The organism is Corynebacterium tuberculostearicum SK141 (assembly GCF_000175635.1).
GTDB classification, from domain to species: domain Bacteria; phylum Actinomycetota; class Actinomycetes; order Mycobacteriales; family Mycobacteriaceae; genus Corynebacterium; species Corynebacterium tuberculostearicum_C.
Genome location: NZ_ACVP01000007.1, coordinates 87968 through 107543, shown reverse-complemented (window position 1 = coordinate 107543; position 19576 = coordinate 87968). Strand labels below are relative to the sequence as shown.

At 65.6% G+C, this 19576-nt stretch carries 21 protein-coding genes and 1 riboswitch; of the genes, 4 read left to right on the top strand and 17 right to left on the bottom strand.

Features of this window, described 5'->3' with window-relative positions; all coding sequences use genetic code 11:
• Window positions 1-182: 182 nt before the first annotated feature.
• Window positions 183-497, bottom strand: coding sequence for a DMT family transporter (locus tag CORTU0001_RS02860; protein ID WP_005327239.1), 315 nt, complete (start codon window positions 495-497; stop codon window positions 183-185).
• A gap of 8 nt (window positions 498-505) precedes the next feature.
• Window positions 506-571: riboswitch (guanidine-III (ykkC-III) riboswitch) on the bottom strand.
• 31 nt (window positions 572-602) lie between these two features.
• Between CORTU0001_RS02860 and CORTU0001_RS02855 the strand changes: the two genes are divergently transcribed.
• Window positions 603-1451: an NAD(P)-dependent oxidoreductase gene (locus CORTU0001_RS02855; protein WP_005327238.1), complete on the top strand. Its 849-nt coding sequence runs from the start codon at window positions 603-605 to the stop codon at window positions 1449-1451.
• A gap of 116 nt (window positions 1452-1567) precedes the next feature.
• Window positions 1568-2605, top strand: coding sequence for an HNH endonuclease signature motif containing protein (locus tag CORTU0001_RS02850; RefSeq protein ID WP_005327235.1), 1038 nt, complete (start codon window positions 1568-1570; stop codon window positions 2603-2605).
• A gap of 70 nt (window positions 2606-2675) precedes the next feature.
• Here CORTU0001_RS02850 and CORTU0001_RS02845 read toward each other — a convergent pair whose 3' ends face one another.
• The 9 genes from CORTU0001_RS02845 to CORTU0001_RS02805 all read right to left on the bottom strand — a co-directional run bounded on the left by CORTU0001_RS02845 (window position 2676) and on the right by CORTU0001_RS02805 (window position 11804).
• Complete coding sequence (locus CORTU0001_RS02845) at window positions 2676-4055, bottom strand: protoporphyrinogen oxidase (protein ID WP_005327233.1); 1380 nt, start codon at window positions 4053-4055, stop codon at window positions 2676-2678.
• Entirely contained in the window at window positions 4056-5090 is a 1035-nt protein-coding gene (gene hemE / locus CORTU0001_RS02840) for a uroporphyrinogen decarboxylase (protein ID WP_005327231.1), read from the bottom strand. It abuts the gene before it with no gap.
• Window positions 5091-5127: 37 nt separating this feature from the next.
• A complete protein-coding gene (locus CORTU0001_RS02835; RefSeq protein WP_005327229.1) occupies window positions 5128-5619 on the bottom strand; it encodes a hypothetical protein in 492 nt (163 codons plus the stop codon).
• Window positions 5616-6359, bottom strand: a complete 744-nt coding sequence (locus CORTU0001_RS02830) for a hypothetical protein (protein ID WP_005327227.1) — start codon at window positions 6357-6359, stop codon at window positions 5616-5618. The genes CORTU0001_RS02835 and CORTU0001_RS02830 overlap by 4 nt, the downstream gene beginning before the upstream one ends.
• A gap of 9 nt (window positions 6360-6368) precedes the next feature.
• Complete coding sequence (hemB, locus tag CORTU0001_RS02825; RefSeq protein ID WP_005327226.1) at window positions 6369-7352, bottom strand: porphobilinogen synthase; 984 nt, start codon at window positions 7350-7352, stop codon at window positions 6369-6371.
• Window positions 7353-7380: 28 nt separating this feature from the next.
• Complete coding sequence (locus tag CORTU0001_RS02820; protein WP_244262079.1) at window positions 7381-9057, bottom strand: bifunctional uroporphyrinogen-III C-methyltransferase/uroporphyrinogen-III synthase; 1677 nt, start codon at window positions 9055-9057, stop codon at window positions 7381-7383.
• Window positions 9058-9265: 208 nt separating this feature from the next.
• Window positions 9266-10153 (bottom strand): hydroxymethylbilane synthase, encoded by an 888-nt coding sequence (gene hemC / locus CORTU0001_RS02815; RefSeq protein WP_005323002.1) that lies wholly within the window; start codon window positions 10151-10153, stop codon window positions 9266-9268.
• Window positions 10154-11488 carry a glutamyl-tRNA reductase gene (locus tag CORTU0001_RS02810; protein WP_005327223.1) on the bottom strand — a complete coding sequence of 445 codons (1335 nt, stop codon included), beginning with the start codon at window positions 11486-11488 and terminating at the stop codon, window positions 10154-10156.
• 73 nt (window positions 11489-11561) lie between these two features.
• Complete coding sequence (locus tag CORTU0001_RS02805; RefSeq protein WP_005327222.1) at window positions 11562-11804, bottom strand: glutaredoxin family protein; 243 nt, start codon at window positions 11802-11804, stop codon at window positions 11562-11564.
• A gap of 88 nt (window positions 11805-11892) precedes the next feature.
• Here CORTU0001_RS02805 and CORTU0001_RS02800 point away from each other — a divergent pair, with 88 nt between their 5' ends.
• Window positions 11893-12930, top strand: coding sequence for an HAD family hydrolase (locus CORTU0001_RS02800; protein WP_005327220.1), 1038 nt, complete (start codon window positions 11893-11895; stop codon window positions 12928-12930).
• Window positions 12931-13005: 75 nt separating this feature from the next.
• Here the strand turns inward: CORTU0001_RS02800 and CORTU0001_RS11375 are convergent, their stop codons facing one another.
• From CORTU0001_RS11375 to CORTU0001_RS02780, 5 genes are all read right to left on the bottom strand, one after another.
• A complete protein-coding gene (locus CORTU0001_RS11375) occupies window positions 13006-13107 on the bottom strand; it encodes a 30S ribosomal protein bS22 (protein ID WP_003855542.1) in 102 nt (33 codons plus the stop codon).
• 250 nt (window positions 13108-13357) lie between these two features.
• Entirely contained in the window at window positions 13358-13546 is a 189-nt protein-coding gene (locus CORTU0001_RS02795; protein ID WP_005276651.1) for a helix-turn-helix domain-containing protein, read from the bottom strand.
• Between the two features lie 225 nt (window positions 13547-13771).
• A complete protein-coding gene (gene proC / locus CORTU0001_RS02790; RefSeq protein ID WP_005327218.1) occupies window positions 13772-14563 on the bottom strand; it encodes a pyrroline-5-carboxylate reductase in 792 nt (263 codons plus the stop codon).
• A gap of 72 nt (window positions 14564-14635) precedes the next feature.
• Window positions 14636-15658 (bottom strand): tripartite tricarboxylate transporter TctB family protein, encoded by a 1023-nt coding sequence (locus CORTU0001_RS11690; protein WP_005327217.1) that lies wholly within the window; start codon window positions 15656-15658, stop codon window positions 14636-14638.
• Window positions 15659-15667: 9 nt separating this feature from the next.
• On the bottom strand, window positions 15668-16597 hold the full coding sequence (locus tag CORTU0001_RS02780; RefSeq protein WP_005327216.1) for a Ppx/GppA family phosphatase: 930 nt from the start codon (window positions 16595-16597) through the stop codon (window positions 15668-15670).
• 33 nt (window positions 16598-16630) lie between these two features.
• Between CORTU0001_RS02780 and CORTU0001_RS02775 the strand changes: the two genes are divergently transcribed.
• Window positions 16631-17557, top strand: coding sequence for a DUF3109 family protein (locus tag CORTU0001_RS02775; RefSeq protein WP_005327215.1), 927 nt, complete (start codon window positions 16631-16633; stop codon window positions 17555-17557).
• Here CORTU0001_RS02775 and CORTU0001_RS02770 read toward each other — a convergent pair.
• Both CORTU0001_RS02770 and CORTU0001_RS02765 read right to left on the bottom strand, forming a co-directional pair.
• Entirely contained in the window at window positions 17554-18261 is a 708-nt protein-coding gene (locus CORTU0001_RS02770; RefSeq protein WP_005327214.1) for a response regulator transcription factor, read from the bottom strand. The two genes, CORTU0001_RS02775 and CORTU0001_RS02770, sit on opposite strands and share 4 nt — an antisense overlap.
• Window positions 18258-19520 (bottom strand): sensor histidine kinase, encoded by a 1263-nt coding sequence (locus CORTU0001_RS02765; protein ID WP_005327213.1) that lies wholly within the window; start codon window positions 19518-19520, stop codon window positions 18258-18260. The genes CORTU0001_RS02770 and CORTU0001_RS02765 overlap by 4 nt, the downstream gene beginning before the upstream one ends.
• Window positions 19521-19576 lie beyond the last annotated feature (56 nt).

The following is a 19576-nucleotide window of genomic DNA, read 5'->3' as shown; positions in this document are numbered from 1 at the left end:
GCGCCGGCCCCACGCCCACCTGCGCGGGACAAAAGCGGCCTGCCGAACCTCAATATTCCGCCGCACGAAGTCCGCGGGCGCATCGAGGACGCGGTGCCTGATATGCCGGCAGTGCCCGCTATGCCTGCGCCCGCACCGCCACCTGCGCCGCCGCTGCCACCCGCGCCGCGGATTCCGGGCCTCTAACTCACCGCTTTCAGCCCCACGATGCCGCCGATGATCATGGCGAGGAATAGCACCTTCCACACCGTGGCCGCCTCGTGTCCGGCCGCGAAGGAATAGATGACCGCCACCGACGCACCAACGCCCGCCCACACCGCATAGGCCGTGCCCACCGGGATGCTGCGCATCGCCCACGCCAGCCCGCCCATGGAAATTGCGCAGGCCACGAGGAAAATGAGCGAGGGCCACAGGCGCGTAAAACCTGCGGACTTATCCAGCGCCGCCGCCCACACGGCTTCGAATGCGCCGGAGAAAATCAAGATGAACCACGCCATAACTGCTTCCTGGCCGTCTTGTCGCGTTGCCGGGTACGGCTCCCTCGTCCGGGGCTCGCGCAAGCCGCGGCGAACCTGCACCCAATGATGGCACACTAGGAAACCATGAAGATTGCATTTCTTGGAACTGGCCGCATGGGAACCGAACTAGCCCGCCGCCTGCTCAACGAGCAAGACGGCATCGAGTTGACCGTCTGGAACCGCACCGCCGAGCGCGCCCAGCCGCTGGTGGAGGAAGGCGCCGAGCTTGCCGCCTCGCCCACCGAGGCCGTGGCGAACGCCGAGGTCATTATTACCTCTCTCTTCGGGCCTGACGATGTCCGCGAGGTCGTCGTCGAGCCGCAGCTCATCCCCGCCGGCGTGACCTGGATCGACACCACCACCGTCTCGCCCAACGATGCCCGCGAATTCGCCGCCGCCGTGGAAACCTACGTCCACGCCCCGGTCGTCGGCACGCTCGGCCCGGCCCGCGAGGGCAAGCTCGGCGTCTATGTGGGCACGCCTGACGACGCCCGCCGCGAGCAAGCCATGTCCCTCGCCGAGTCCTGGGCGGGCGAAGACAAGCTCATCGGAGTGGAGGCGGCGGCCACGGCGGCCATCGGAAAGCTGCTGGCGAACCTCGCGCTCGCCGTCACCGCCGAGGGCCTGCTCGAAGCCCTGCAACTCGGCGAGTCCGAGGGCCTGGACTCCGAGGTCGTGCTGCAGATGCTCGATATCACCGGCCTGTCCTTTATCGCCAATATGAAGGCGCCGTTTATCACCGGCGAGCGCAATACCGACCCGGGCGATTTCACCGTCGACGCCCTAGCCAAGGACGCCAAGCTCATGGAGATGACCTCCACCAAGCCGCTGCCCGCCCTGACCGCCGCCATCGGCCGTTTTGAGGAAATGCAGGCCATGGGTCACGGCGATCAGGACTTCTCCTCCATCTTCGTTTTCCGCAATAAGGGCTAGTTATCCACAGGCCCGTCGGGCGTGCGGGCCAAAATTCGCCCTGTGGGCCCTAGTTATCCACAGCTTCGCGCGCTCATCCTCGCACAGGTTGCGCGCCGTGGCTTAGGCTGCGGGGCATGACAGCTCTTCAGACTTATCTTGCGGCCCTGGCGCCCGGCATCGACATCGTTGCCGGGTGCGCCGGCATGTCTGAAGAACAGCTATGCGCCGCAGGGGCGCCCAATAAGACGGCCCGCACTTTGCTCACGCTTGCCGACGCCCTCTTTGCCCCCACCTCCTTCACCCGCCAGCAACGCCAGGCAGTTACCGCCGCCCGCGACCGCGCTCACCCGCTGCCCACGCTGGAGGTTATCGAGCGCTACGCTTCCCGCGCTAAGACCAAGCGCGATGCCTGGCGCCTGCGCGTGGAGCTGTGCCGCACCGCCGCCGATACCGATGAAATGGAAAAGCTAGCGCGCAAGAAGCTGCGCGAGCTCAATCCCCCGGCCCCGCCGCGCCCCGGCGTGCGCATCCGCCGCCGCAAGGACGCGCCGTGGACCCTCGCGATTACCGGGCCTTCCTCACTCATCGCGGACTTGGAATCCAGCCTGGACGAGAACGCGCCGCTCGATTCCGTTGCGGAGCTCTTCTCCCCTTCCGGCGCCGCCCCAGCCACCCGTCCAACCATTACGACCAACGCGATCATCACGCTCGACGAGCTTGACCGCATCATCGATGGCGACGGCGAGGAAATCACCATCCAGCTCACCAACGGCGCCCGCCTCACCGGCGCGGAACTTGTCTCGCGCACGCTGGCAGAGCGCGGGCTTATCACCCTCGTTCACCCCTTCGAGGGCGCGGTCAACCTCTACCGGACGGAGCGCATGGCCAGCGAGAAGCAGCGGCTCATGGCCGCCGCGGAAAATCCGGTATGCCCGTGGGCGGAATGCAACTATCCGGCGGATAAATGCCAGGTGCACCACTTGCAGGCGTGGCGGCACGGCGGCGATACCAATATGGCAAACCTGGCGACCTGTTGTCCGTACCACAACGGCGTCAACGACGATGACCCTAATGCCCCACCGGTGCGCGGGCGCCTCGTTCGGCGCCGAGGCCGCGTGGTGTGGCGGCCGCCCTGGGCTGACACCGCGACATCACCGCCACCGGCCCACTAGCCCCTAAACCGCCAGGCAGCAGGATGCCCTGCTGCCGCATTGGCATGCCCGCAGCTAGCGAGCCCCGCAGCTAGCGAGCGATGCGGGCCGCGGCAGCGCGGGCATCCGCGATGACATTGGGTACGCCAACCCCGCCGGCCCAAGCGCCAGTGGCATCGATGCCCGGCGTCGCCGCGAGGGCGCCGCGCGCGCCGGCCACAGTTTCGAGGTGCCCGGCGTCGTAGCGCGGCAGGCCGCCGAACCAACGCTGGGTGAAGATCTCCGCGACACCCGCGGCGCGGCCGTCGAAGCCGGTGAGTCGCTGGAGGTCATCGAGGGCATAGTCGACGAGGTCGTCTTCTTCGGCGCGGACGATGGCGTCGTCGCCGAAGCGGCCGAAGGAGGCACGTACGAGAGCCCCGCCGCGCTCTGCCAAGTGCGGCCACTTGCGTGAGGACAGCGTGAATGCCTTGGCGTGGACATCGTCTTGGTCGGTGGCGACGAGGATGCCGGAGTTCTGCGGCAACGCGTTGCCGGCCGGGTCCGTGTCAGACTCAAACTTCAGGCCCACGACTGCCGACGCCGCCAATTTCACTCCCTTCAGCCGGTCCGCCGCCTGCGGGGCGACCTTGCTAAGAAGGCGCGCCGCGGTCGGGGCCGGGGTGGCCACGAGCACGCGGTCGAAGGGAGCGGTATCGCCGGGTGCGCCGGACAAGCGGAATTTCTCGCCCTCGCGAGTGATACCGGAGATGAAGGTATCGAGGTAGATCTTGGCGCGGGATTTATCGGCCAGTGCCTCATAGAGTTCTGCGTAGCCGCCGCGGAAGGTCTGAAAGACGGGTCCGCTGCTGCTCGGCTTGGCCGCGCGGGCTTCTTCCAGCGAGCGGACCGCGGCCGAGAGGGTGACTGGGCCGCGCGCGGAGAGTGCGTCGAGCGTCTCGGCCAGCGCCGGGATGGTCGCGCGCACACCCAGATCGTCGGCCGAACAGGAGTACACGCCACCGAGGAGGGCGGAGATAACGTGGTCAACGAGGTCGTCGCCAAACTGCTGGTGCACCAGGCGGCCGACGGAGACGTCGCTGCCGGCCGTCCACTCGAAAGGCTCCTCGTTATCGATGCGGCGGGCGGTCTCAGCCGAGACCAGGTGTGCGACCGGCTCCGAGTGCGAAGGAATGCCCATCATCCCGCCGCGCGGCAGCGGCTTAAGCTCGCCGGAATACACCAGCGAATGCAGGCCGGAGGGCTCGACCAAGCTCCCGCCCAGGCCGAGGGATTCGATGAATTCCACGGCGTCGTGGCGGCGGGCGAGGAAGGCCTCGGCGCCCATGTCGGTGGGGCCGTCATTAAACGGCACGGAGTACAGCTTGCCGCCGATGCGGCCGGCGGCCTCGAAAACCTCAACGTCGTGGTCGCGCAGCTCGTAGGCGGCCGTCAAGCCCGCCAGGCCAGCACCAATAATCGCAATACGCATTTAGCCCTCCTCGTGGATGATGGATACGGCGCGGGTGATGGCCTCCGCGTCGGTAGTTGGCAAGACCCCGTGGCCGAGGTTCCAGATATGGCCGTCGATATCGCCGCGCTCGCGGGCCCGATCGACCTCGCCGCGGATGGTGCGCACGGCCTGGCGCACGGCGTCGTCGCCGGCGAAAAGCATGGCCGGGTCGAGGTTGCCCTGCAACACGCGGGCGCTTACGCGCTCGGCCGCGGCGTCCATAGGCACGCGATAATCGACGCCCATAACTTCCGACCCCGCCTCCGACATGGCCGGCAAGAGCTCGCCGGTGCCGACGCCGAAGTGGATGCGCGGGATTTTCACGCTGGCCAGGATTTCCCGGGAGTACGGCAGCACGAACTCGCGGTAGTCGCGCTCGTTGAGGTAGCCGGCCCAGGAATCGAAAAGCTGCATGGCGTCAATGCCGGCGTCGACCTGCACCTGCAGGAAGCGGGTGATGGTCGGCACCAGGCGGCGCATGAGCATGTGCCAGGTCTCCGGATCTGCGTGCATGAGGGCCTTGGTGCGCTGGTGGTTCTTGGATGGCCCGCCCTCAATGAGGTAGCTGGCCAGCGTGAACGGCGCGCCCACAAAGCCGATGAGCGCTTGGGTTTCGGTGAGCTCGGCCAGGATGCGGGCGATGCCCTCGGTAACCTCGGGGACGTCGGCTTCTAGCAGCGGCAGCTTGCCGACGTCCTCCCTACTCCTCACCGCCTGCTCCATCACCGGCCCGCGACCCGGCACGATATCGACCTTGACGCCCGCGGCTTTAAGCGGGACGACGATATCGGAGAACAAAATGGCGGCGTCGACGTCGTGGCGGCGCACCGGTTGGAGGGTAATTTCTGCCAGCAGCTCCGGCATGAAGCAAGAATCAAGCATGCTAATCCCCTCGCGGGCGGCGCGGTACTCCGGCAGCGAGCGGCCGGCCTGGCGCATGAACCAGACTGGGGGTCGGGAGGGGGTGCGGCCGAGGGCGGCGTCGATAAGCGGGGCACGATTGAGTCGAGACATGCCCCAATTATGAATCAAAAGTTGGAGTGAGGGCTAATTAGCCACGCAGGCTGCGGTCCTTGATGAAGCGGTTGGACTGCGGCTGGAAAAGCAGCGCGAGGGCGACGATCAGGGTGATGGGGATAATCAACAGCCCGAGCCCGCCGATGCCGAGCGCGAGGGCGGCGATATTGGTAAACAGCGCGAACGCGATGACCGCGGTGATGATGCGGCGCGCCCACTTGGACCCGCCGGCCAGCTGCGCTGCGAAGAGCGCAAGCAGGATGGCGCCGACGGCATTGGTCACCGCGACAAACAGGCGATTGGAGTGGAGGTACTCCGCGACCTGCGCATTCTGCGGCTCTGCTTGTGGCCCGCCCGAGCCGAAGATGCCCACCATACCGCTCACCAGCATAATCACGGCGCTGACGACGAGCACCCAATATGCCCAGCGCAGCGGCCGCGGCCACGCGTCGAGGCTCTCCTTGGCGGAGGTGTTTCGGGCCGCGCGGTTATAGTCGCGGGGCCCGGGCCGCTCGGTGTTATTCATCGCTTATCCTCCTGATCAGACCGGCCGACGCGGTCGGTGCGGTTGGTGCGATCGCGCTTGCTGCCGTCGCGGTTGCCGCGCTGGTCGTCCTTGGAGCGCTTGCGCTCTTCCTCGGCGCGCTTCTTCTCGCGCTGCGCTTGCTCGAGTTCCTTTTCCAGCTCGCGCATCTGCTCGAGTTCGCCGGTGTAGTCCAAGGTCTCGGCCCGCACGGAGAAAATCAGGCCGAGGACCGCCGCGACGCCGACAAGGATCTGCACCATGCCATCGGCGGCAAAGAGCCAATCGGGCACGTCCGCGCCGGCCGGGGTGACCATGAAGGTCAGCAGGATGCGGAAGCCGAAGTAGAGCGAGAAGGCGAACCACACGCGGCGCGAGGTGCCGGCCCGCTTGCTGCGGTTAGCAAGGGACCGCAACAGGAAGGCCAGCAGCACGATAATCGCCAGCGAAATGGCAGCCGAAAGAGCGACGGAGCCGTAGGCGGCGGTGCGGAGGAAGGCGTCGGAAAGCTGGGCTTCATCCACGCCGGCCGGTGCGGATTTGGCCATCTCCTTGGCCTGCGACATGAGTACGTCGTGGTTGAGCAGCGTGAGCACCACGTTGAGCACCTGGTGCACGGCCTCGCCGCATAGCGCGCCCAGCCACAGCCACAGCATGTACGTCACGGACTCCGGCCGCTGCTGCTTCCGCGGCGGGCGTTGCGCGCGAGGGGCAGGGGCGGGCGACGGGGGCGTAGCAGTCACAGGGGTCCTTTACTTGAGAAGGCGGGCGGCTTCGGTAGCGAAGTAGGTCAGAATCTGGCCGGCGCCGGCGCGCTTGAATGCGGTCAGCGACTCGAGCATGATGGACTCGCCATCGATCCACCCGTTGGCGGCCGCGGCCTTGACCATCGCGTACTCACCGGAGACCTGGTAGACCGCGACCGGCACGGGGGAAGTCTCCGCCACGGCCGAGAGCACGTCCAAGTAGGGCAGACCGGGCTTGACCATGACGAAGTCCGCACCCTCTTCGATGTCGAGCTCGGCTTCAAGCAGGGATTCGCGGAAGTTGCGCGGGTCCTGCTGGTAGGTGCGGCGGTCGCCCTCGAGGGAGGAGCCGACGGCATCGCGGAACGGGCCGAAGAAGGCGGAGGCGTACTTGGCGGAATAAGCCATGATGGCCACGTCCTCGTGGCCAGCCTCGTCGAGGTCGGCGCGGATGGCGGCAACCTGGCCGTCCATCATGCCGGACGGGGAGACGATCTGGGCGCCGGCGCGGGCTTGGGAGCGGGCCATGTCTTGGTAAAGCTTGACGGATTCGTCGTTAAGCACGCGGCCCTTGTCATCCAGCACGCCGCAGTGGCCGTGGGAGGTGAACTCGTCGAGGCAGGTATCCGCCATAACGATGAGGTCGTCGCCGAATTCCTCGTGCAGGCAGGAAATACCGCGGTTCAAAATGCCCTGCGGGTCCCAGGCGACGGAACCGGTGTCGTCCTTGTCTTCATCGAGCGGCACGCCGAAAAGGTCGATGCACGGCACGCCGGCCTCCAACGCCTCCTCGGCCGCGCGGCGCAGCGAGTCGAAGGTGTGCTGGTAGACGCCCGGCATGGAGGGAATCTCGCGCGGGGCGTCGAGGCCGTCCACGATGAACATGGGCAGAATCAGGTCCGAGGGGCGGACCTCGGTTTCGGCCACGAGGTTGCGCATCTGCGCGGTGGTGCGCAGGCGGCGTGGGCGGCGGGCTGGGAAGGTGCTCATTGGGTACTCCTTAGAGCGAGACTAAAACTTATGCCTTGTCGACCTTAGTAGCCTTCTTGCGCGAGCGGCGTTTCTTGCGCGGCGCGGGCAGGTTTCCGGCGGCGCGGAGGGCGGCGACGTGGTCTGCGAGGGCGTCGACAAGCGCGGGCACGTCGGCGACTTCGGGCACGACATCGACGCGCAGGCCCATCTCTTCCGCGGCCGCTCTTGCCGACGGCCCGATACACGCAATGATCGTCCGCTGGTGCGGTTTGCCCGCAATGCCCACCAGATTGCGCACGGTGGACCCGGAGGTGAAGGCGACGGCGTCGAAGCCGCCGGTCTTGATCATGGCGCGGATTTCGGCCGAAGGCGGGGCGGCGCGGACGGTGCGGTAGGCCACGACGTCGTCGACCTCCCAGTCCAGGGCCTTGAGCCCGTCAACCAGGGTGTCGGCCGCGATATCGGCGCACGGGAGCAGGACGCGGCCGACAGCGTCGATGTCTTCTACGAAGTTGGGGAAGACATCGAGCAGGCCCTCGGCGTTCTGCTTCTTCTTGTGTGGCAGGAGCTCGGGCACCATGCCCTTGGCGCGGATGGCGGCGGCGGTTTTGGTGCCCACGGCCGCGAGGTGGACGCCGGCGAAATCGCGGGCGTCGAGGCCGAGCTGAGCAATCTTGTCCCACACCGCGGTCACGGCGTTGACGGAGGTAAAGACGATCCACTTGTAGCGGCCCTCGACGATGCCCTTGATGGCGCGGTCCATCTGCGCCGGGTTGCGCGGCGGCTCGATGGAGATGGTGGGCACGTTTTGCGGGATGGCGCCGTAGCCGGCCAGGCGCGCGGACATCGGGCCGGCCTGCTCCTTAGTGCGCGGGACGAGCACGCGCCAGCCGTAGAGTGGACGGTTTTCCCACCAGGAGTACTTGGTGCGGTCGTCGATGCTGCGGCCGAGGGTGACCACGAGCGGGCCGGTGAGGTCCGCGTCGAGCTTGCCCATGGTGCCCAGCGTGGTCTCATAGGTGCGCTGCAGGCGGGTGGTGCCGTGGACGGTGACAAATGCCTCGGTCTCGGCCGGCATGCCGCGCTGCTGCAGCTCGTTGGAGATGACCGGCAGGTCTTCCTTGGTGGCTTGCAGGACGATGGGCTGGGTGGCGTTGGCGAGCGCGTCCCAATCGGCGCCGTCGGTAACGTCGGCTTCGGTATAGGTCGAGCCGAGCGCAATGCCGGCAAAGGACGGCACGGTAGATGGCAGGGACATGCCCGGCACTACCTGGAATTCCAGGCCGGCAGATGCCACGGCGTTGATCTCAGCCTTGATGGACTCGCGGTGCAGCGGGTTGCCGGTGACGAGGCGGATGACATCCTCGCCATCGGCCTCGACCAAGCACTCGCGCAGCTGGCCGACGATATCTTCGGCCGGCTCGTACAGCACCGCGGCCGTCGGCGGTGCGGGGCGCGGCGGTTTGCGGCGTGCGCCCTTGGCTTTGGCATCGGCGCACATTTGAGCGTATTCGGCCTCGGCGGCGTCGAGAAGCTCTTGTGGAACGGGCAGCGCGGCGGCGACGGCATCGCGCACGCCCTGCATGACCTGCGGATCGGTCACGGCGATGGCACTATTTGCCAGAACCTCGCGGGCGCGGACGGTCAGCAGGTCGGGATTACCTGGACCAGCGCCCACAAAGACGATCTTGCCCAATTGGGTGTCTGGCGCGGCATTGCTCATAAAGTTCTTTTCTAAAATCGGGCGCGCGGCACCGCGCACGGACATGATCGCATGCGGTGTGGTTCCCCGCGCCGGCGGTGGGTGACACGGTCTTAACGGCCAAAATCCCAGGCCTTGCGTCCTGGGATGCCCTTAAAGGGGGCCGGATCATTGCGGGACAATGATCTGTGGTATCTACACCTTAAATTATTAGCGCCTAAAGGCGAAATTACTTGCCCAGCAGCTCGGCCGCGCCACCGGCGAAAAGCTCGTCCGAGATGCGCGCGCCAAGATCGGCGGCTTCGGCCGCGGAGCCGGAGGCGGTGGCGGTGAGCTGGCGGGATCCGTCGAGTGCGAAGACGCCGCCGCGCACGGTGAGCTGGTCGCCGTCCCAGCGCGAGGTGGCGGCCACCGGCGCGGTACAGCCGGCCTCGAGGCGGGCCAGCACGGCGCGCTCACCAGCAGCGGCGGCCGAGGCGCGGTCGTCGACAATGGCGTCTAGGGCCGCGGCGGCCTCGGTGCCGGCCACGGCCTCGATGGCGAGTGCGCCTTGGGCCGGCGCCGGCATGAAGACGGAGGGTTCGAAGATTTCGGTGGCGCGGTCCGCGTAGCCGCCGCGCAGCAGGCCGGCGTAGGCCAGCAGGACGGCGTCGAGCTCGCCGTCGGTGACCTTGGACATGCGGGTATCGATATTGCCGCGCAGCGGGCGAATCTCCAGGTCCGGGCGGAGGGCGGCCAGCTGGGAGATGCGGCGCGGGGCGGAGGTGCCCACGCGCGCGCCCTGCGGCAGCTGCGCCAGGCTCAGGCCATCGCGGGCGACGAGCGCTTCGCGGGAATCCTGGCGCTGCGGCACGACGAGGCGGAAGCGTTCATCGGGCGCGGTGGGCAGGTCCTTAAAGGAGTGCACGGCAATATCGCACTCGCCGGCATAGAGAGCCTCGCGCAGCGCCTGGGTAAATACGCCGACGCCGATGCGCTCGACGGGCGCCATGTTGACGTCGCCGGCGGTGGTGACGATGTGGAGTTGGGAGTCAAAGCCGGCGTCGATAAGCCAATCGCGCACATGGCCGGCCTGGGTGGTGGCGAGCTTGGAGCCGCGGGTACCAATCTGAAACATTTAGGCCTCCTTAGTCATGGTGGGCAGTTCATTGACGGCCACGGACACACCGGAGCCTTCCAGCTGCAGGCCAAAGAGTTCCTGCAGGGCGCTTTCGCTGCTGACACTGCTTTCCGACGCCGCCAGCTTCTTCGCCCGCACCGTCGGTTCATGGAGCAGCTTATCGGCCACGCGCTTGAGCGCGCGCTGCACGTCCTCGAGCTGCTTGCCCGCGAGCTCGGGGTGCTTGTGTTGCAGGCGCGCGGTCTCGCACTCGACGAGATCGGCCGCGCGGCGGTGCAGGGCGCTTACGGCCGGGGCGACGTCGCGCACGCGCTGGGCCGAGGTATAGGCCGCAAGTTCCTCGTCGACGATGTGGCGGGCCTGTGCGTGCGGGCTGGTGCCGGCCGCGAGATCGGTGGAGGCGGCCGAGAGTGATTTGCTCAGGCGCTCGATATTGACCAAGTCCACGCCCTCGGCCGCGGCGGCGGCATCGTCGATATCGCGCGGCAGGGAGAGATCGATGAGCATGAGATCGCGGCCGGCGGGGAGGTCGGCGGCCTCGATGGTGAAGTTATCGGCGCCGGTGGCGGAGATGGCAAGGTCGACGTCGGAAAGCGCGGCGGCGCGCTCAGCAAAGTCCACGACGCGGGTGGCAACGCCCGCCTCCTCGGCGTGGCTGGCTAGGCGCTCGGCGCGCTCGCGGGTGCGGTTGGCCAGCACCAGCTCCTTAACCCCCAGCCGGCCGGCGTGGGTGGCGGCGAGGGATGCCATGGCGCCCGCACCAAGGATCAGCGCGGTCTTGCCGGTCAGGTCCCCGGCGTCGAGGCGCTGCAGGGCCTGGTCGAAGGCGAAGGACACCATGGAGGCGCCGGCTTCGTCGATATCGGTCTCGGAGTGGACGCGCTTGCCGGCCCGTAGCGCGGCCTGCGCCAGTGCGTGGATGCGCGGGCCGACCGTGCCCTGCTCGGAGGCGGACTGGTAGGCGCTGCGCACCTGGCCGATGATCTGCTGCTCGCCCACCACCATGGAATCCAGGCCGGAGGTCACGGACATCAGGTGCTCGGCCGCGGCGTCGGCATAGCGCACGTAGAGGTAGTTGCGCAGCTCCTGCTCGCCCACGCCCGACACCTGGGTGAGCACGCGCACGACTTCCTGCACGCCGGCGTGGAAGGAGTTGGTGACGGTGTAGACCTCCATGCGGTTGCAGGTGGAGATAATCATGGCCTCTGAAAGTGGCTCGGCCGCCACGAGTTGCCCGCAGGCGGAATCCTGGACCGCACTATCCATGCTCAGCTTTTCCAGCAGCGCCACCGGCGCCGACTGGTGGGACATGCCCACGACGAGCACGCTCATGCACAACACTCCTCAACCCTTTGATTGATTTTAATCCTCCAAAAGACTACCCGTCGGTGTCGCGGATCCCGAATCAACCAGCCAGCTCGGCCGCTAACTCCTCGTTGTCTACTTCCCAGCAAGCAAACTCTTCGCCGTCGATGACCACAACGGGCACGCGGTCACCGAACTCCATGGCCAGCTCCGCGTGCTCATCCACGTTACGCACGGCAAGCTCCGCGCCTGCCTGCTTGACGACGGGGGTGATCTGCTCCCTCACGCGCGCGCAAGAACCGCAGGTGGTGCGCACCATGAGCTCGACGAGATGCTGGGACATTTTCTCCTCACAAGGACGGCGGCGGTCGAAACCATTACTATGGACACGTTAGTCCACCCCGCATTTGCGAAAGCTGTTTGTCCCACTCGTGTCCGCTACCACTCCCCCAGGGTTCCCCGAATCCCCCCGCGACTTCTTGGCCAATTGGACCGCCTCGCGCGGTAACCTGCGCAATTTCTTGGAGACCCAGGCGCTCGCCCCGTTGGACGAGGAATCGCAGCGCACCGCCGGTGAAGCCGCGGCCGCCGCGGCGCTGGAGGAATTCGGGCTGGAGTTGGAGGATTTTGCCTCCGGCGTGGACTCGGTGACCGGCTCCTATGACGCGGCTGGCGCGCAGCGCATCACCGCCCAGGACCCGGACGTGCCGGTGGATGTGGGCGCGGCAGCGTTTTTCGACGTCGACAACACCCTCATCCAAGGCTCTTCCCTCGTGGAATTCGCCTTTGGCTTGGCGCGCAAGCGCTACTTCCGTCTTTCTGAAATCCTGCCGATTGCGTGGAAGCAGCTCAAGTTCCGCGTCTCCGGCAGCGAAAATGCCAAGGACGTGGCCGCCGGCCGCGCGCAGGCACTGGAGTTTGTCAAAGGCCGCAGCGTCGACGAGCTGGTGGATTTGTGCGAGGAGATCGTGGATGCCTCGCTAGCCCGCCGCGCCTACCCCGGCACCACGCAGCTCGCGGAGATGCACCTAGCCGCCGGCCAGCAGGTATGGCTGGTCACCGCCACGCCGGTCCAGCTGGCACAGGTGCTCGCCCGGCGCTTCGGGTTTACGGGCGCGCTCGGCACCGTCGCGGAGGTCAAGGACGGCAAATTCACCGGCCGGCTGGTCGGCGATATCCTCCACGGGCCCGGCAAAAAGCACGCCGTGGCCGCGCTCGCTACCATCGAAGGCCTCGACCTCTCGCGCTGCACCGCGTATTCGGATTCGGCCAACGATGTGCCGATGCTGTCCATGGTCGGCACCGCCGTGGCCATTAACCCAGACCGCAAGCTGCGCGATATTGCTGGCGACCGCGGCTGGCTGGTGCGCGACTATCGCTCCGTGCGCCGCGCCATCCGCACCTATGGCCTCCCTGCGCTGGCCACCGCCGCCTTTTCCTATGGCGGCTGGCGCTACTACCGGCGGTAGCGGGCGCTGAGGAAACGTCGGCAAGCATGCAAAAACCCTCCGCACAATGGCGGAGGGCAAGAAGCGGGCTGGGGTTTACTTGCCCAGCTTACGGCGCTGCACGCGGGTGCGGCGCAGCATCTTGCGGTGCTTCTTCTTGGACATGCGCTTGCGGCGCTTCTTAATGACGGAACCCATGGAGTCCTCACTTTCGTGTAGTACGTACTGTCAAACTTGTCAGCGCTAAAACGGCGAAGGTGCACTCTTGCCGCCGTGGCCACACAGACCGCGGGCCACATCAGCGAGCCGACACGAATGCACACCATCTTACCCAGCACCCAGCCCGTGACCAAAAAGGGCCCGCGACAACAACAGTGAGAAACAACAGCGCCCACCACCGCTGACCTCGAGGGCCAACAGAGGTGGGCGCTGTCTGTGCGGCGCGAGCCTAGGCTCCGTAAACGGAAGCCTCCAAGTACTCGTTGACGGCAGACTCGTGAACGCGGAAGGAGCGTCCGACGCGAACAGCCGGCATTTCGCCTGCGTGAACCAAACGGTAGACGGTCATTTTGGAGACGCGCATAATCTCGGCGACCTCCGCGATCGTCAGAAAGGTTCCCTTTTCTTCATTTGCCATATATATCTAACCCTTCAGCTCGTTACGCGCTGTAGGCTTCCCCTCCCACAGGACTTCACGCACGTGCTTGCCCTAGCCTATCGTGAAACATGTGACTAATGCGACCCAAGTGCCAAATTTTTTCACAGCATTCATTAGGGTTTCCCCCAAAAGCGCTGCTTAACACCCGCCCCAACACTCTCGGGTGGGTACACCCCCACCACGGGGAGGTCGCACACGGCGGCGCTAGCCGAGCTCCTTGGCCTTATCGGAGCAGGCCTCTGCCGCGCGGTAGAACGCGCCGCGCAGGCCGGACTCCTCCAGCTCGCGGACAGCGGCCGCGGTAGTACCGCCCGGCGAAGTTACGCCAGCGCGCAGCTGGGTGGCCGAGCGGCCGGAGCTAGCCAGCATTTCACCGGAGCCGGCTGCGGCCTGGGCGGCAAGCTTCTCAGCGACGTCGCGGGGAAGGCCGAGCTGCACGCCGGCATCGACAAGCGCTTCTGCCACGAGGAAGAAATAGGCCGGCGAGGAGCCTGCCAGCGCGGTGGCGGCGTCGATATTCTTCTCCGGGATGACCGCCACCTCGCCTACGGCCTCCAACAGCTCGCGCACGCCGTCCATCTGGGCGTCGCTCACGTGCTCACCGGCCGCGCAGGTGCACATGCCGCGGCGCACCAACATGGGGGTATTGGGCATAACGCGCACCACCGGCACGCCTTCGCCCGCCGCTCCCTGCAGCTGCTCGAGCGTCAGGCCCGCGGCCATGGACACCACCACGGCATCCTTGGCTGGTTCAAGGCCTTCGAGCAGATCCAGGATGGCGTAGGGCTTCACACACGCGAAGATATAATCCGCGCCGTCTACCGCCGCCGCATTATCGCTGGTGGTGGCGACGCCATAAGCGTCCTGAAGTTCCTTGCTGCGGGATTCGGTGCGGTTGGTGACCGTGATATCCGAGCCCGCAAAGCCCGATGCTACGAGTCCCGAGGTCAAAGCCTCACCGATTTGTCCGCCGCCTAAAATTGCAATCTTTGTCATAGCCTCCACCATGCCAAAAATGCGGAACCCCGGCTACCACGTGGGGTAACCGGGGCGTCGACAAGCGGGGGCTTAGAGCATAACCAACAGCAGCGGGCCGAAGGTAAGGACGAGGCCGGTAAAGCCGGCCAGGAACATAGAGAACCCGTCGCGCGCGGTGCGCAGGGCGTGCGTCACGCCCACCATAATTGCGGTGACGCACAGCGCCAGGATGGCGACGACCAGGCGTGGGAAGCTATCCCACAGAATCTCAAAGCCCTTGAAGATGACAATCGCCAGCAGGATACCCGCGACAATCATCAGCAGGATGGAAACTGGGTTGAGCTTCTCGTGCTCTTCCTCGATCCACTCTTCGTCGTCCTCGACCTTGGGCAGGTTGCCGGTTTCCTCGGCATTCTTAGCGACGCCCGCCTTCTTAGACGCCGGCACCGCCGCTGCAGCGGCCGCTCCAGCACCAGCTGTCGCAGCTCCCGCTCCGGCCACCTTCGCGCCCTTGTCGGCCTTCGGCTTTTCGGCAACGGGCTTCGCGGCAGCTGCCTCAGCCCCGGCAGGCTTGGCGGCAGCAGTCTTGGCATCCTCCTCCTTCGCCTTACCCACGCGCTGGATTACCGCGGTGTCATCCGCAGAAGGCTGATTCTTCTTCGGCGCCTCCTGTGCCGCAGCGGCAGCAGACTTGGCTGCGGGCTTGTCCGCGGATTTAGGAGCAGCCTTTGGTGCTGCCTCTGCGGCGGTCTTTGGTGCAGCCTTGGGTGCAGCCTTCGGCGCGGCAGGCTGAGCGGCGGTCGTGGCTGCGGACTGAGAATTTGGCTTGTCGGTGGACTTCTTTGCGGCGTCGGCATCGGTCGCGTCGGCAGCCTTGGGGGCGCGGATGACGGGAGCGTCCTCGTCGATGGAGACGGAGGTGTGCTTGGCCTCTGCAGGCGAAGCCTTGACCTTCTTGAGGTTGCCGGTTAGCTCGGCAACGGAGATGCCGCCTTCATCCAAGCTGCGGCGGTGGCGGCGCGAACGCTTGTCATCCTTGCCGCCCTTCTCGCCGCGGGCCTTTTTATCGCGAGCCAGCAGCTCTGCCACGGTCAACTTGTTCTTGTCAGCCATGATCTCTTCCTATTCCAATCCCTTGTCGGTCCGGCGCAAAATGACGCCCTCACGCAGCGCCCACGGGCAGATTTCCAGCTTCTCGATGTCCAAGGCTCGCATGGATGCCTCGGCCACCAGAGCGCCGGCAACGATTTGGTGCGATCGGTTAGAACTTACACCTTCTAGGTCCGCTCTGTCTGCCGCAGTCATGCGAGAGATGAAGGAAATCAACTGGCGCAGACCCGGTGCAGTCAACGTGCGCTTGACGTATGGGCCGGCAGACGAGGGTGCGGCACCGGTCAGGCGGGCCAGCGTACGGAAGGTTTTGGAGGTACCCACGGCAAGGCCAGCGGGGCCCATGGCCTTCATCTGCTGGGCGGCGTCTTCAAGCTCCGCATCAATGAAATCGCGCAGCGCGCTTACCTTTTTCTTCTCTGGCGGGTCGGTGTCGAACCAATTATGGGTCAACCGGCCAGCGCCCAGGTCGAGGGAGAAGGCAAGGTCGGGGTGCTCGTCAGTACCGGTGGACAGCTCTAGCGAGCCGCCGCCGATGTCCAGGTTGGTAATACGGCCGGCGGACCAGCCATACCAGCGACGGGCAGCGAGGAAGGTCAGCTGGGCTTCTTCCACGCCAGAGAGAATCTGCAGGCGTACGCCGGTCTGCTTTTCCACCTCATCGAGCACGGCCTCGGAATTGGGTGCGGAGCGCACCGCCGAGGTAGCAAAGGCGATAAATTCCGCGCAGCCCAGCTTATCGCCCAGCTCGCTCGCCTCCGCTACGGCGCTGACCAGCTTCTTTACACCCTTTTCATGGATGTTGCCCTTCTTGTCCAGCTGTTCTACCAGCCGGAGCGGGGTCTTCCAATCGCTCATCGGAGTGGGCCGTCCGCCCGTCGCGGCATCGACCGCAACGAGGTGGACGGTATTGCTTCCGACGTCTAATACACCTAATCGCACACTAATAGCGTAGTAGGTCTACCGTGGTTAGGTGTGAATCGCCCAAAATCTGACACGGTATACCTAGGTTTTCCCGCGAGCTCGCCCGCGGCGGCGTCGATAAGAGCGGGCCGCGAAGAGGCCCCCGATTTCCCGCGGGAGTGGTTCGAATTTACCAACCCGAACGACCCACACCACGTCTTTTCCATCGACCTGACATGGGTGGAATCGCACTACAGCTGCCAATTTGGGACGTCGGCATGCCGGGGCATCGATAAGAGCCAGCCCGAGGTGGGCTGCTGCGTGCATGGCGCCTATATGGCCGATGAGGAAGACCGCGACCAGCTTTACGACGCCGTCTCGCGCATGCCCGCCAAGTATTGGCAGCTGCGCCCAGCGGGGGTAGATGAGTTCCTCGCGCAAGACGCTACGGACGAGTTGGAGCCATGGCTGGAGTGGGACGAGCTCGACGGCGAGGACGGCGAACCGGAACCGGCGCTGAAGACACCCATCGTGGATGGCGCGTGCATTTTTGCCAACCGCGCCGGCTGGGCAACGGGTACGGGCTGCGCGCTGCACCAGTGGGCTGTTGATACCGGCGAGGAGCTCACGGTGGTCAAACCCGAGGTGTGCTGGCAGCTGCCGCTGCGCCGCTACGAGGATTATGAAGAGCGCCCGGATGGCCAGGAGATTTTGCGCACGCAGATTGGCGAGTATGACCGCCGCGGTTGGGGCAATGGCGGCGAAGACTTTGATTGGTATTGCTCGGCGGATGCCGCCTGCCACGCCAACCCGCTGCCGATGTGGCAATCGCACGAGGACGAGCTGGTAGCGCTCATGGGCCGGGAGTCCTATGAGATTCTGGCCGCGCACTGCAAGGCCCGCGCCGCGGCGGCCGAGCACGGCGTACAGCTCACGCAGCACCCGGCCAGCGTGAAGGCCGGGAGCCTGCAGGCTGAAAGCCAGCGGGCGGGGAGCTAGAGCTCGAATTTATAGCCCAGGCCGCGCACCGTAACCAGGTGCTTCGGGCGGGAGGGCTGCTCCTCGATCTTGGAGCGCAGACGCTTGACGTGAACGTCGAGCGTCTTGGTGTCGCCAACATAATCGGCGCCCCAGATGCGGTCAATGAGCTGGCCACGGGTGAGTACGCGGCCGGCGTTGCGCAGCAGGTACTCCAAGAGGTCGAATTCCTTAAGAGGCATGGATACCGGCTCGTCCGCGACGGTAACGGTGTGGCGTTCCACGTCCATCTTGACGCGGCCGCCCTCGAGGATCTGCTCGGCTACTTCTTCCTCCGCCTCGGTATCGGCACCGGCGCCGGAATCGTGGCCGCGGCGCAGGACCGCGCGGATGCGGGCGATGAGCTCGCGGGAGGAATAGGGCTTGGTCACGTAGTCATCGGCGCCCAGCTCGAGGCCGACGACCTTGTCGATCTCGGAATCGCGCGCGGTCACCATGATGACCGGCACGGACGAGGTGGTGCGCAGCTGCTTGCATACCTCGGTGCCGGACATGCCGGGCAGCATGAGGTCTAGAAGGACGATATCGATGTCGTTAGCGGCAAACTTTTCCAGCGCGGTGGGGCCATCGTGCGCGATGATCGGCTCGAAGCCCTCCTTGCGGAGGAGAAATGCCAGCGGATCTGCCAGCGACTCTTCATCTTCAACGATGAGGATGGTGGTCATTGTGCTTTATCCTTTCGACGTGCTGCGACGCGTGCTACTGCACGCGGGAGCCCAGGCGCCGCCGCAGTGACGGCATCCTTCTTCTCATTATCCTTCATGCCAGCTTCCTGCGCTGGCTTTTCTTCTCTGTAGATAGGCAACTCAATAGTGAATGTAGAACCCGTACCGGGCCGGGACCACAGTTTGATGTTGCCGCCGTGGTTGGCCACCACGTGTTTAACAATTGCTAATCCTAGGCCAGTGCCTCCGGTCTGCCGCGACCGGGCTTGGTCTACGCGGAAGAAGCGCTCAAAAACACGTTTTTGATCATCCGGTGCGATACCGATGCCGCGGTCGGTGACGCGGATGAGCACGACCCCACCGTCCACGACTTTCTGGGAGACCGATACCGGCATCTTCTCCGGCGAATAGTTAATCGCGTTGGAGATGAGGTTAGATAGTGCGGTAACCAGCAGGGACCTATCTCCTTTGACCTGCACGCCGACGGAGGCGCCCCGGTTGAGCTCGATGGAGCGGGCCTCCGCAGCCAGTTGGTTGCGCGAGAGCGCTTCCTCGATGAGGTCATCGACGGCCAACGGTTCCATCTCCGGCAGCGCCTCGGCGCCTTGCAGCTTGGACAAGGAAATAAGCTCGCTGACCATATCGGCCATGCGGTTGGCTTCCTTGTAAACCTTGTTGCCAAAGTACTCCACGGTTTCCTGGTCACCGGGGTCTTGGAGCAGGGCCTCGGCCAACAGGGCAATGCCGCCGACGGGGGTCTTGAGCTCGTGGGAGACGTTCGCCACAAAGTCGCGGCGGGCGGATTCCATGCGGACGTTTTCGCTCTCATCGGTGCCGTAGATGATGACAAAGCGGCCGTCGTTAAGCGTCAGCGGCTTAATGACCGCCTTGAACTGGGTGACGCGGTGGCCCGTGCGGCGCTTGGGAATGGCCAGGTCGACGGTGCGGGTCTCCTTGTCCTCGAAGACCTCCTGCGCGGTCTGCCACACGTCCGGGTTCACGGCGCGATCATGCACCAGGGACATCTCGTGGGCTGCCGGATTGGACATGACGATTTCTTGGCTGCGGTCCAGCACCGCCAGGGCCGTCGGCGAGCCCTGCACGGCCAAGTGCAGCACCTGGCTGACCGTCGTCACCTGGTTGGCCTCGGCATCGGTGGCTTGGCGGTAGCGCGCAATGCGCCCGCGCAGCCAAGAAATCACCGGCAGCGCCAACCCGCAGGCCACCACGCCAGCGGCAAAGGAAAGAATCAATTCCACGTGTCTACCCTATCCACCACAAAGTCCCCAGGGAATGCTCCCCGGGGACTGTGGCG

Coding starts and splice junctions, on each gene's coding strand:
- CORTU0001_RS02860 (WP_005327239.1), bottom strand. CDS start 497: ATGGCGTGGTTCATCTTGATTTTCTCCGGCGCATTCGAAGCCGTGTGG.
- CORTU0001_RS02855 (WP_005327238.1), top strand. CDS start 603: ATGAAGATTGCATTTCTTGGAACTGGCCGCATGGGAACCGAACTAGCC.
- CORTU0001_RS02850 (WP_005327235.1), top strand. CDS start 1,568: ATGACAGCTCTTCAGACTTATCTTGCGGCCCTGGCGCCCGGCATCGAC.
- CORTU0001_RS02845 (WP_005327233.1), bottom strand. CDS start 4,055: ATGCGTATTGCGATTATTGGTGCTGGCCTGGCGGGCTTGACGGCCGCC.
- hemE (WP_005327231.1), bottom strand. CDS start 5,090: ATGTCTCGACTCAATCGTGCCCCGCTTATCGACGCCGCCCTCGGCCGC.
- CORTU0001_RS02835 (WP_005327229.1), bottom strand. CDS start 5,619: ATGAATAACACCGAGCGGCCCGGGCCCCGCGACTATAACCGCGCGGCC.
- hemB (WP_005327226.1), bottom strand. CDS start 7,352: ATGAGCACCTTCCCAGCCCGCCGCCCACGCCGCCTGCGCACCACCGCG.
- CORTU0001_RS02820 (WP_244262079.1), bottom strand. CDS start 9,057: ATGAGCAATGCCGCGCCAGACACCCAATTGGGCAAGATCGTCTTTGTG.
- hemC (WP_005323002.1), bottom strand. CDS start 10,153: ATGTTTCAGATTGGTACCCGCGGCTCCAAGCTCGCCACCACCCAGGCC.
- CORTU0001_RS02810 (WP_005327223.1), bottom strand. CDS start 11,488: ATGAGCGTGCTCGTCGTGGGCATGTCCCACCAGTCGGCGCCGGTGGCG.
- CORTU0001_RS02805 (WP_005327222.1), bottom strand. CDS start 11,804: ATGTCCCAGCATCTCGTCGAGCTCATGGTGCGCACCACCTGCGGTTCT.
- CORTU0001_RS11375 (WP_003855542.1), bottom strand. CDS start 13,107: ATGGGTTCCGTCATTAAGAAGCGCCGCAAGCGCATGTCCAAGAAGAAG.
- CORTU0001_RS02795 (WP_005276651.1), bottom strand. CDS start 13,546: ATGGCAAATGAAGAAAAGGGAACCTTTCTGACGATCGCGGAGGTCGCC.
- proC (WP_005327218.1), bottom strand. CDS start 14,563: ATGACAAAGATTGCAATTTTAGGCGGCGGACAAATCGGTGAGGCTTTG.
- CORTU0001_RS11690 (WP_005327217.1), bottom strand. CDS start 15,658: ATGGCTGACAAGAACAAGTTGACCGTGGCAGAGCTGCTGGCTCGCGAT.
- CORTU0001_RS02770 (WP_005327214.1), bottom strand. CDS start 18,261: ATGACCACCATCCTCATCGTTGAAGATGAAGAGTCGCTGGCAGATCCG.